Below are 11,714 nucleotides of genomic sequence, written 5' to 3'. Positions count from 1 at the left end.
GTCCACACCGGGGAGTTCGACGGACTCGTCGGTGCGGTTGACGAGGAACCAGTAGGCGGTGTCGCCGTGGCCGCGCACCACCAGCTCGACCCCCCTCCGTGTCCTCCACCGGTCCGCTGCCGTGTACGGCGGCCGCGATCAGTCCTCGGACGGATCTCCGTCGTCACCCTGCTCGCGTTCCTGCCCCGGACCCTGGTCCTTCTCCTGCGCGGAGGACCCCGGGGGACCCGAAGGCCCGGACGGGCCGGGGCCCTTGTCCGGACCGGCGCCGCCGCGCGGCGGTCGCGGCGGACGGGCGCGGCCGCCCGGGGCTTCCCGGCCGCCCGGCGCGTCCCGCAGGAACGACGGCCCGTCACCGCTCTCCGTGGCGTGGCTGCCCGGTGCCTGGCCGGGGCCGCCGTCCCGGCGCCGCAGATACCGCTCGAACTCCCGGGCGATGGCCTCGCCGGACGCCTCGGGAAGCTCCGCGGTGTCCCGCGCCTCCTCCAGCGACTGGACGTACTCCGCCACCTCACTGTCCTCGGCGGCCAGTTGGTCCACCCCGAGCTGCCAGGCCCGGGCGTCCTCGGCCAGTTCGCCCAGCGGGATCCGCAGACCGATCAGGTCCTCCAGGCGGTTGAGCAGCGCCAGCGTCGCCTTCGGGTTGGGCGGCTGCGACACGTAGTGCGGTACGGCGGCCCACAGGCTCACCGCGGGCACACCGGCGTGCGTACACGCCTCCTGGAGGATGCCGACGATGCCGGTCGGCCCCTCGTACCGCGTCTCCTCCAGATCCATCGTCCTGGCCAGGTCCGTGTCCGAGGTGACCCCGCTGACCGGCACCGGCCGGGTGTGCGGGGTGTCGCCGAGCAGCGCGCCCAGGATGACCACCATCTCCACGCCCAGCTCATGGGCGAAGCCCAGCAGTTCGTTGCAGAACGAGCGCCAGCGCATGGACGGTTCGATGCCGCGGACCAGTACCAGGTCACGGGGCTTCTCGCCGCCGACCCGCACCACGGAGAGCCGGGTGGTCGGCCAGGTGATCTTGCGCAGGCCGCCCTCCATGAAGACCGTGGGCCGGTTGACCTGGAAGTCGTAGTAGTCCTCGGCGTCGAGTGCCGCGAACACCTCGCCCTTCCACTCCCGGTCCAGATGACCCACCGCTGTGGAGGCGGCGTCGCCCGCGTCGTTCCAGCCCTCGAACGCGGCCACCATGACCGGGTCGATCAGCTCGGGAACCCCGTCGAGCTCGATCACCCAGTGCCTCCTTCCGAAGTTCTCTCTTGTACGCACCAACCTTACGGCTTCACCGGTGCCCGCCCGCAGCCCCGTGCACGCTCCGCACACGCTCCGTGCACTTTTCCGTACCGGGGCACGGGCCGGGGAGCGTAGCCGTTCATGACCGACCCTCCCGTCGATTCATCCGAGCTGTGACCGTGAATTGACGTCGGGCTCTGGACGTCCGCACGTCAATGGCGCTATACATCGGATGACTGAAGAGATCCGATGTTCCTCTCCGTTCTCCTCTGTCTTCTCGAAGTTTCTTCTCAAAAGGGGCGTGCATGACCCAGACCGTCACGGGGTTCGAGGTACACGACATCCGGTTCCCCACCTCGGAACAGCTCGACGGCTCCGACGCCATGAACCCCGACCCCGACTACTCGGCCGCCTACGTGGTGCTGCGTACCCAGGACGGCGCCGAGGGACACGGCTTCTGCTTCACGATCGGGCGCGGCAACGACATCACCGCCGCCGCCATCGAGGCGCTGCGCCCTTATGTCGTCGGAAGACCGGCGCCGCTCACCGCGGCCGATCTCGGCGCCCTCTACTTCGAGCTGACCCACGACTCCCAACTGCGCTGGCTCGGCCCCGAGAAGGGCGTCATGCACATGGCCGCGGGCGCCGTCGTCAACGCCGCCTGGGACCTGGCCGCCAGGAGCGCGGGACTGCCCGTCTGGGAGTTCCTCGCCACCATGACGCCCGAGGAACTGGTCTCGCTCGTCGACTTCCGCTACCTCACCGACGTCCTCACCCCGGACGACGCGCTGGCCATCCTGCGCGCCGCCGAGCCCGGCCGCGCCGAGCGGTCCGCCCTGCTGCGCGCCGAGGGCTACCCCGCGTACACCACCTCGCCCGGCTGGCTCGGCTACTCCGACAGCAAGCTGGTCACCCTCGCGGAACAGGCCGTCGCCGATGGGTTCGAGCAGATCAAGCTCAAGGTGGGCGGCGATCTCGCCGACGACATCCGGCGGATGAAACTGGCCCGCGCCGCCGTCGGCCCCGCCGTGCGGATCGCCGTCGACGCCAACCAGCGCTGGGACGTGCCCGAGGCGCTGCACCGGCTGGCCGCCCTCGCCCCGTACGACCCGCACTGGATCGAGGAGCCCACCAGCCCCGACGACATCCTCGGCCACGCCGCCGTACGGGCCGGCCAGCCGGTCAAGGTGGCCACCGGTGAGCACGTCGCCAACCGGGTCGTCTTCAAGCAGCTCCTCCAGGCCGGCGCCGTCGACTACGTCCAGATCGACGCGGCCCGTGTCGCCGGCGTCAACGAGAACCTGGCGATCCTGCTGCTCGCCGCCAAGTACGGCGTGCCCGTCTGCCCGCACGCCGGCGGCGTCGGCCTCTGCGAACTCGTCCAGCACCTCGCGATGTTCGACTACGTCGCCGTCTCCGGTACCCGGGAGGGCCGGGTCATCGAGTACGTCGACCACCTCCACGAACACTTCGCCGACCCCGTGGTGATCGTCTCGGGACGGTACGCCGCCCCCGGCGCGCCGGGCTTCTCCGCCCGCATGCTCCCCGAGTCGATCGCCGCGCACCGCTACCCGGAAGGGCCCGTCTGGCAGGCCCGCCGCACCACCGAGGAGATCACTTCATGACGGCCGCACGCGACTTCGACGGGCTCTGCGCCCTGGTGACCGGCGGCGCTTCGGGCATCGGCGCGGCCATCGCGACCCTGCTCCTGGAGCGCGGCGCCTGGGTCGCCGTACTGGACCGGGACACCGCGGGGGCACCCGCCGGGACCCTGCCCCTGGCGGCCGACGTCACCGACGACGCCGCCGTGAAGGCCGCGGTCGACGCGGCGGCGGCGGAGTTCGGCGCCCTGCACACCCTCGTCTCCAACGCGGGGATCGGCGCCATCGGCACCGTCGAGGACAACCCGGACGACGAGTGGAGCCGCGTCCTCGACATCAACGTCCTCGGCATGGTCCGTACGGCCCGGCACGCCCTGCCTCATCTGCGCCACGCGGCCACCGCCCGCCCCGGCGCCGTCTCCATCACCCACACCTGCTCCATCGCCGCCACCGCCGGGCTGCCGCAGCGCGCCCTGTACTCGGCGAGCAAGGGCGCGGTCCTCTCGCTGACCATGGCGATGGCCGCCGACCACGTACGGGAGGGCATCCGCGTCAACTGCGTCAACCCGGGCACCGCCGACACACCGTGGGTCGGCCGGCTGCTCGACCAGGCCCAGGACCCCGCGGCCGAGCGCGCCGCCCTGGAGGCGCGCCAGCCCACGGGACGGCTGGTCACCGCGGACGAGGTCGCCGCGGCGGTCGCCTATCTCGCCGGGCCGGCCGCGGCGGCCGTCACCGGCACGGCGCTCGCCGTCGACGGCGGAATGCAGGGACTCCGCCTGCGCCCCGCCCCCTGAGGACCCGACCCGCCTCCGAAACCCCGCCCCGCCCCCGAGGCTCCGGCCCGCCCCCGAAACCACGCCCCCTGAGAACAGCGCACCCCGCACTCACACCGAAGTGACAAGGAACGTGACTTCCATGCCGGGACACACCGTGGGGCGCTCCCCACTCCGCAGACCCCGTACGGCCACCACCTCGGCCTGCGCCTTATTACTTGTGCTCGTGGCGGCCCTGACGGGCTGCAACCGTGACCAGGAAGGCGGAAAGGGGAGCGACGGCGGCGCGGTCGGCATCGATCTGCCGCGCAGCGACAGCGACTTCTGGAACTCCTACCAGCAGTACATCGAGAAGGGCGTGAAGGCCGGCGAGGTCCGCGCCCTTCCGCTGACCAACTCGCAGAACGACATCGGAAAGCTCGTCTCGAACGTCCAGGTCTTCACCGACCAGGGCGCCAAGGCCGTCGTCATGGCCCCGCAGGACACCGGGGCGATCGCCGAGACGCTGAGCACGCTCGCCGAGAAGAAGATCCCCGTCATCAGCGTGGACACCCGCCCCGACCAGGGCGAGGTGTACATGGTCGTACGGGCCGACAACCGCGCGTACGGCGAGAAGGCCTGCCAGTTCCTGGGCGAGCGGCTGAAGGGCAAGGGCAAGGTCGCCGAGTTCCAGGGCGACCTCGCCTCGATCAACGGCCGGGACCGCTCCGAGGCGTTCAAGAGCTGTATGGCCGAGAAGTTCCCCGGCATCAAGGTCTTCGAGCTGGCCACCGAATGGAAGGGCGACGTCGCCTCCGCCAAGCTCCAGTCCACCCTCGCCGCCCACCCCGACCTGGGCGGCATCTACATGCAGGCGGGCGGTGTCTTCCTCCAGCCCACCCTGGCGCTGCTGGAGCAGAAGAAGCTGCTCAAGGCGCCGGACGAGCCCGGACACATCGCGATCGTCTCCAACGACGGCATCCCCGAGGAACTCGACGCCATCCGGGCCGGGAAGATCGACGCCACGGTCTCGCAGCCGGCCGACCTGTACGCCTCGTACGCGCTGTACTGGGCGAAGCAGGCACTGGCGGGCAAGAAACCCGCGGCCGGGCCGACCGACCACGGCTCCACGGTCATCAAGATCCCGGGCGGTTTCGAGGACCAGCTCCCCGCGCCGCTGGTGACCAAGGAGAACGTGGACGACCCGAAGCTGTGGGCCAACCAGCTCGACGCGGGGGAGTAGCCGTGGCACCGCCGAGCACATCCCCCGAGGCCACGGCGGCGGGCGGCGGGGTCGTCCCGCCGCCCGCCGTACGGGCCGAGGGCATCGTCAAACGCTTCGGGCCCACCGTCGCGCTCGCCGGGGTCGGCATCACCGTCGGCCCCGGCGAGTCGCACGCCCTCGTCGGCCGCAACGGCGCGGGCAAGTCCACCCTGGTCGGCGTCCTGACCGGGCTGCACCGGCCCGACGCGGGAGAGGTGCGCTTCGGCGGCGCGCCCGCGCCCGCCGCCGGGGACACCGCGGCCTGGCGGACCAAGGTCGCCTGCGTCTACCAGAAGCCGATGATCGTGCCCGATCTGACCGTCGCCGAGAACCTGTTCCTCAACCACTACGGCCTGACGGGCCCCGGCTCCCGCTCCGGCGGGGGCCGTCTCATCGACTGGCGCGGACTGCGCCGCCGCGCCCGTGACCTGCTCGCGGAGTACGGTGTCGAGGCCGACCCGGACGCCCGCGCCAAGGATCTCCCGGTCGAGCAGCGGCAGTTCGTCGAGATCGCGCGGGCCCTCTCCTTCGGCGCCCGGCTGATCATCCTCGACGAGCCGACCGCACAGCTCGACGCCCGCGGCATCCAGCGGCTCTTCGTCAAACTCCAGGAACTGCGCGGCCAGGGCGTGGCGTTCCTCTTCATCTCCCACCACCTCCAGGAGGTGTACGACCTGTGCACCACCGTCACCGTCTACCGTGACGCGCGCCATGTCCTGACCGCCCCGGTCGACTCGCTCCCCCGTACGGAACTGGTGGCCGCGATGACCGGGGACGCCGCGCGGACGGCCGCCACCCGGGGCGCCCGGCGCGCGGACCTGCCGGACCCGGCGGGCGAGCCGCCCGTACTGGAGGTCGAAGGGCTCACCCTCGCCGGGGAGTTCGGGCCGCTGGACCTCGCCGTGCATCCCGGCGAGGTGCTCGGCCTGGCCGGTGCCACGGCCGCCGGCACCACCGCGTTCGGCGAGACCCTCGCGGGGATGCGGGCGGCGACCGCGGGCCGGATCGCGGTGCACGGCCGTACGGTGCGGCCGGGCAGCGTCCCGGACGCGCTGGACGCGGGCATCGGCTACATCCCCGAGGACCGGCACCGTCAAGGCCTGATCCCCGACCGCAGCGTCGCGGAGAACGCCACGCTCACGGTCACCGGCCGGCTCGGCCCGTGGGGGACCGTACTGCCCGGGCGGACCCGGGAGTTCGCCCAGTCCATGATCGACTCACTGGACATCAGGACGCGCGGCCCCGGCCAGCCCGTCTCCGGCCTGTCGGGCGGCAATCAGCAGAAGGTCGTGGTCGCCCGCGCCCTGGCGCGCGGACCCGGCGCGCTCATCGCCGTACGGCCCACGGCGGGGGTCGACGTCAAGTCCAAGGACGCGCTGCTCGGTGTGGTGCGCGGGGTGGCCGACGAGGGCCGCGCGGCCATGATCATCTCCGATGAGCTGGACGATCTGCGGGTGTGCGACCGGGTGCTCGCCCTCTTCCACGGGCGGGTGGTGGCCTCGTTCGGGAGCGACTGGACCGACCGGGAACTGGTGGCGGCCATGGAAGGCGTGGGCGGCACGGAACGTACGGACGGCGCGCGGGGTGACGACGCCGCCGACGGTACGGGCGGCACACAGGTTACGGGCGGCACACAGGTTACGGGCGGCACACGGGTTACGGGCGGCACACGGGTTACGGGCGGCACACAGGTTACGGAGGACACGGTCGGCATGGCGGGCACGGACGACGCGGGAGAGCGGCGATGACGGAGACTCTGCGGCCGCGGGTGGCGGCCGGCCCCGAGGAGACGAGCCCGCTCCACCGGCTCCGGCTGATCCGGTGGAGCGACTTCTCGCTCGTGCCGGTGATCCTGGTGCTGATGGTGATCGGCTTCATCGTCTCGCCGGTCTTCCTCACCTCCGGCAATCTGATCAGCGTCGTCCAGCAGTCCTCGGAGCTGAGCCTGCTCGTCCTCGGCCAGGCGCTGATCCTGATCTGCGGCCGGATGGACCTGTCGCTGGAGTCGACGATCGGGATCGCGCCCGTCCTCGCCATGTGGCTGGTGCTCCCCTCGGAGGGCGGCCGGTTCGCCGGACTCGGGCTGCTGCCCGTCTGGGCGGCCATTCCGGTCTGTCTGCTCGTCGGGATGGCCATCGGCGGGATCAACGGCTTCCTCATGCTGAAGCTGCGCGTCAACGGCTTCATCGCCACGCTCGGCATGCTCACCATGCTGCGCGGCCTCCACATCGGCATCACCGAGGGCAAGTCGATCACCGATGTGCCGGAGTCCTTCCGCTACCTCGGCAAGACCGACTGGCTGGGCGCGCCGGCCGCCGTCTGGATCTGCCTGGTGCTCTTCGCGGTGGGCGGCGCCGCGCTGGCCTGGCTGCGCCACGGACGGGCGCTGTACGCGATCGGCGGCAACCCGGAGGCGGCCCGCGCCGCCGGGATCCGGGTGGACCGCGTCACCTGGATCGTGCTGGCGATCGGCGGACTGCTGGCGGCGTTCGCCGGCATCCTCTACACCGGTCACTACGGTTCGGTCGCGGCCACCCAGGGCAACGGCTGGATCTTCCAGGTCTTCGCGGCCGCGGTCATCGGAGGCATCAGCCTGAAGGGCGGGCGCGGCACGCTCTTCGGCGCGCTGACCGGGGTGCTCACCCTTCAGCTGGTGGTCAACGTGATGACGCTCGGCGGGGTGCCGGCGCTCTGGAACCAGTTCCTGAACGGCGCCATCATCATCGTCGCCCTGGTCATCTCCCGCTTCGCGAGCGGCGAGAAGCAGGACTGACCATCGCCCGCGGCGCCCCTCCACGGACACCGGGGACGGCCTCAGAGCGTGGACCTGAGCCACATCTCCACGCTCGCGATGTGGACCGTGGCCCAGGACCTGGCCGCCTCGGCGTCCCGGGCGCGCAGCGCAGCGAGGATCGCCCGGTGTTCGTGGAGCGTACGGCTGACGGCGTCCTCCTGGGTCAGCCCGCGCCAGATCCTGGCCCGGGTGGTGGGCCCGGAGAGCCCGTCCAGCAGGGAGCAGAGCACCGCGTTGCCGGACTGCCGCACGATCCCGTGGTGGAATTCCAGGTCGGCGGCGACCAGTTCCTCCACCGAGGGCTCCGGGCCGAGCGCGTCGAGCTGGGCGCCGAGCGTGTCCAGCTCCTCCTCGGTGATCCGGGAGCTCGCCAGCGCCGTGGCGGCCGGTTCGAGTATCCGGCGTACGGCGAGGAACTCCAGCACGGTGTCGTCCCGGTGGAAGTCCACCACGAAGCTGAGCGCCTCCAGCAGGAGCTGGGGTGCCAGGCTGGTCACGTACGTACCGTCGCCCTGCCGTACGTCGAGGATGCGGATGAGCGACAGGGCGCGTACCGCCTCGCGCAGGGAGTTGCGGGAGAGCCCCAGCTCGGCGGCGAGCTCGCTCTCCTTGGGCAGCCGGTCGCCCGGGCGCAGCGCGCCCGAGACGATCATCCCCTTGATCCGCTCGATGGCCTCGTCGGTGACAGCCATGGGCACCCCTCCAGACATCCGATGTATCGGCCCCCATTATGCGTCCCGAACCGCCTGAACGGCGCACGAAGAGGGACGCATCCGGAAGGATGCGCCCCTCTCCCGCCCAGGCACCGCACAAATGTGCTGATGTACGGCTCAGTCGCGCTTGCCCAGCAGGTCCTCCACCCGGGCCCGGACCTCGTCCGTGTCCAGGCCGCGGATCGTCAGCGTCGTACGCCGGCGCAGCACGTCGTCGACCGTCTCGGCCCACTCGTGGTCGCGCGCGTAGACGACCTGGGCCCAGATCTCCGGCGCGTCCGGGTGGATCCGCTCGGCCAGCTCCGGGTACTCGTTCGCGAGGCGGACGATGTCGAAGGCGAGCGAGCCGTAGTGGGTGGCGAGATGGCGCGCGGTGTCCACGGCCATGGACGGGCCCGTGCCGCCGCCGTCGATCAGCAGCCGGTGCGCGACCGCGTTCGGGCTGGCGATCCCGGGCAGCGGGAGCTTCTTCGGCAGGTGCGAGACGGGCTCCATGCCCTCGCCCAGCGGATGGCCCGGCAGGGTCGCCAGCTTGTGCATGACCGTCCGGCCGATGTGGCGGAAGGTCGTCCACTTGCCGCCCGCGACCGAGAGCATGCCGCCGCGGCCCTCGGTCACGACCGTCTCGCGCTTGGCCTTGGAGGTGTCGCCGGGGCCGCCGGGCAGCACCCGCAGCCCGGCGAAGGAGTACGTGATCAGATCGCGCGAGAGCTGCTGGTCGCGGACGGAGAACGCCGCCTCGTCGAGGATCTGGTGGATGTCCTTCTCGTTGACCGAGACGTCCGCGGGCTCGCCCTCGTACTCCTCGTCCGTGGTGCCGAGCAGCAGCATGTCCTCCCAGGGGAGGGCGAAGGTGATGCGGTACTTGTCGATGGGGGTCGCCAGCGCGGCCTTCCAAGGGGAGGTGCGCTTGAGGACCAGGTGCGCGCCCTTGGAGAGCCGGATGGAGGGCGCCGCGTCCGGGTTCTCCATCCGCCGCAGGTGGTCGACCCAGGGGCCGGTCGCGTTGAGGACCAGCCGGGCGTCGACACCGAACTCCGCACCGTCGATCCGGTCGCGCAGCTCGGCGCCGGTGACCCGGCCCTGGGTGAAGCGCAGCCCGGTGACCGTGGCGTGGTTGAGGACGGTGGCGCCGGAGTCGACCGCGGCGCGCACGGTCATCAGCGCCATCCGCGCGTCGTTCATCTGGTCGTCGCCGTAGACGGCCACGGCCTTGAGGTTGTCCGTACGCAGCTCGGGCACGGCCTGGCGGGCCCTGGCCGGGCTGATCACATGGCCGACGCCGTCGCCGAACGCGGAGAGCGCGGAGTAGGCGAAGACGCCCGCGCCGAGCTTGGCCGCGCCGTGCGGGCCGCCCTTGTAGACGGGCAGATAGAAGGTGAGCGGGTTGGCCAGGTGCGGTGCCACCTGCCGGGACACCGCCCGCCGCTCGAAGTGGTTCTCCGCGACCAGCTTCACCGCGCCGGTCTGGAGGTAGCGCAGACCGCCGTGGAGGAGCTTGGAGGAGGCGGACGAGGTGGCGCCGGCGAAGTCGCCGCCGTCCACCAGGGCCACCCGCAGTCCCGACTGGGAGGCATGCCAGGCGGTGGAGATGCCCAGAATGCCGCCGCCTATCACCAGGAGGTCGTACGTCGCGTTGGACAGTTGTTCCCGGGTTTCGGCACGGCTCGGCAGGGAACCGCCGGCCGGGTGCGTCCCCAGGGCGGGGACGCTGTGCGGGGTGCTCATGCGTAACTCCTCTTCAGCTCATCCCGGCTCTCCCGCCGGTGGCTGTGTTCGGTCAGCTTGCGTCGACGTCGAGCCAGCCCTTGGTCCGCTCGACGGCCTTGAGCCAGCTCTTGTACTCGCGGTCACGGGTGGCCGCGTCCATCCGGGGGGTCCACTCGGCGGCCCGGCGCCAGTTGGCGCGCAGCGCGTCGGTGTCCGGCCAGAAGCCCACGGCCAGTCCGGCGGCGTAGGCGGCGCCGAGGCAGGTGGTCTCGGCGACCATCGGGCGCACCACGGGGGCGTCCAGGACGTCGGAGAGCGTCTGCATCAGCAGGTTGTTGGAGGTCATGCCGCCGTCGACCTTGAGCGAGGTCAGCTCGACACCGGAGTCCTTGGTCATGGCGTCGCTGATCTCCCGGGTCTGCCACGCCGTGGCCTCCAGCACCGCGCGGGCGATGTGCGCCTTGGTGACGTAGCCGGTCAGACCGGCGATGACACCGCGCGCGTCGGGGCGCCAGTGCGGCGCGAAGAGGCCGGAGAAGGCGGGCACGAAGTACGCGCCGCCGTTGTCCTCGACCGAGGAGGCCAGGGTCTCGATCTCGGCCGCGGAGTTGATCAGGCCCATCTGGTCGCGCATCCACTGCACCAGCGAGCCGGTGACGGCGATGGAGCCCTCCAGGGCGTACACGGCGGGCTCGTCCCCGATGCGGTAGCCGACCGTGGTCAGCAGGCCGTTGTACGAGTTGACGGGCTTGCCTGCGGTGTTCATCAGCATGAAGGTGCCGGTGCCGTACGTGGACTTGGCCTCGCCCTCGGCGAAACAGGTCTGGCCGAAGAGGGCCGCCTGCTGGTCCCCGAGCGCGGAGGCGACCGGGATGCCGTCCAGGACGCCGCCCTTGGCGTTGCCGTACACCTCGGCGGAGGAGCGGATCTCCGGCAGGATCGCGGCCGGGACCTGCATCGAGTCCAGGATCTTGGTGTCCCACTGGAGGGTGTGCAGGTTCATCAGCATCGTGCGGGAGGCGTTGGTGACGTCGGTGACGTGCACACCGCCGTCGGTGCCGCCGGTCAGGTTCCAGATGACCCAGGAGTCCATGGTGCCGAAGAGGATGTCGCCGCGCTCGGCGCGCTCGCGCAGCCCCTCCACGTTGTCCAGCAGCCAGCGTGCCTTCGGCCCGGCGAAGTAGCTGGCCAGCGGCAGCCCGGTCTCGCGGCGGAAGCGGTCCTGGCCGACGTTGCGGCCCAGCTCGCGGCAGAGCGCGTCGGTGCGGGTGTCCTGCCAGACGATGGCGTTGTGGACGGGCTCGCCGGTGTTCTTGTCCCACAGCAGCGTCGTCTCGCGCTGGTTGGTGATGCCGATGGCCTTGACGTCGGCCGAGGTGATGCCGGCCTTCTCGACGGCGCGGGCCACGACCTCCTGGACGTTGGTCCAGATCTCGGTGGCGTTGTGCTCCACCCAGCCCGGCTTCGGGAAGATCTGCTCGTGTTCCTTCTGGTCGACGGCGACGATCCGGCCGTCCCGGTCGAAGACGATGCACCGGCTCGACGTGGTGCCCTGGTCGATGGCCGCGATGAACGGTCCTGTGCCGTGGGAGGAGGTGGTGTTCGTGTCGCTCACGGAGTGCTCCTGCTCGGTTCGAAGAG

At 71.5% G+C, this 11,714-nt stretch carries 10 protein-coding genes; 5 read left to right on the top strand and 5 right to left on the bottom strand.

Annotated features, from left to right (window positions below):
• Together AB0P17_RS40330 and AB0P17_RS40325 are read right to left on the bottom strand one after the other, a co-directional pair.
• A partial coding sequence (locus AB0P17_RS40330) for a Beta-galactosidase C-terminal domain (protein ID WP_365819565.1) occupies positions 1–81 on the bottom strand: 81 nt, incomplete at its 3' end.
• Positions 82–138: 57 nt separating this feature from the next.
• Entirely contained in the window at positions 139–1,236 is a 1,098-nt protein-coding gene (locus AB0P17_RS40325; protein WP_365819561.1) for a PAC2 family protein, read from the bottom strand.
• Between the two features lie 305 nt (positions 1,237–1,541).
• Here AB0P17_RS40325 and AB0P17_RS40320 point away from each other — a divergent pair, with 305 nt between their 5' ends.
• From AB0P17_RS40320 to AB0P17_RS40300, 5 genes are all read left to right on the top strand, one after another.
• Positions 1,542–2,861 carry an enolase C-terminal domain-like protein gene (locus AB0P17_RS40320; protein WP_365819559.1) on the top strand — a complete coding sequence of 440 codons (1,320 nt, stop codon included), beginning with the start codon at positions 1,542–1,544 and terminating at the stop codon, positions 2,859–2,861.
• A complete protein-coding gene (locus tag AB0P17_RS40315) occupies positions 2,858–3,634 on the top strand; it encodes an SDR family oxidoreductase (RefSeq protein ID WP_365819557.1) in 777 nt (258 codons plus the stop codon). Before AB0P17_RS40320 ends, AB0P17_RS40315 begins: the two co-directional genes overlap by 4 nt.
• Before the next feature lie 121 nt (positions 3,635–3,755).
• Entirely contained in the window at positions 3,756–4,835 is a 1,080-nt protein-coding gene (locus AB0P17_RS40310; protein ID WP_365819554.1) for a sugar ABC transporter substrate-binding protein, read from the top strand.
• A 2-nt stretch (positions 4,836–4,837) separates the two neighbouring features.
• On the top strand, positions 4,838–6,604 hold the full coding sequence (locus AB0P17_RS40305; protein ID WP_365819552.1) for a sugar ABC transporter ATP-binding protein: 1,767 nt from the start codon (positions 4,838–4,840) through the stop codon (positions 6,602–6,604).
• Complete coding sequence (locus AB0P17_RS40300) at positions 6,601–7,629, top strand: ABC transporter permease (RefSeq protein WP_365819550.1); 1,029 nt, start codon at positions 6,601–6,603, stop codon at positions 7,627–7,629. The genes AB0P17_RS40305 and AB0P17_RS40300 overlap by 4 nt, the downstream gene beginning before the upstream one ends.
• 41 nt (positions 7,630–7,670) lie before the next feature.
• Here the strand turns inward: AB0P17_RS40300 and AB0P17_RS40295 are convergent, their stop codons facing one another.
• The 3 genes from AB0P17_RS40295 to glpK all read right to left on the bottom strand — a co-directional run bounded on the left by AB0P17_RS40295 (position 7,671) and on the right by glpK (position 11,688).
• A complete protein-coding gene (locus AB0P17_RS40295) occupies positions 7,671–8,342 on the bottom strand; it encodes a FadR/GntR family transcriptional regulator (RefSeq protein ID WP_365819548.1) in 672 nt (223 codons plus the stop codon).
• A 138-nt stretch (positions 8,343–8,480) separates the two neighbouring features.
• Positions 8,481–10,091 (bottom strand): glycerol-3-phosphate dehydrogenase/oxidase, encoded by a 1,611-nt coding sequence (locus tag AB0P17_RS40290; RefSeq protein WP_365819546.1) that lies wholly within the window; start codon positions 10,089–10,091, stop codon positions 8,481–8,483.
• 52 nt (positions 10,092–10,143) lie between these two features.
• Complete coding sequence (gene glpK / locus AB0P17_RS40285; protein ID WP_365819544.1) at positions 10,144–11,688, bottom strand: glycerol kinase GlpK; 1,545 nt, start codon at positions 11,686–11,688, stop codon at positions 10,144–10,146.
• Positions 11,689–11,714: the final 26 nt, after the last annotated feature.

Source organism: Streptomyces sp. NPDC088124 (genome assembly GCF_040685895.1).
Taxonomy (GTDB): domain Bacteria; phylum Actinomycetota; class Actinomycetes; order Streptomycetales; family Streptomycetaceae; genus Streptomyces.
The sequence above is the reverse complement of the archived record's forward strand: the minus strand, read 5'-3'. Positions and strand labels throughout refer to the sequence as shown.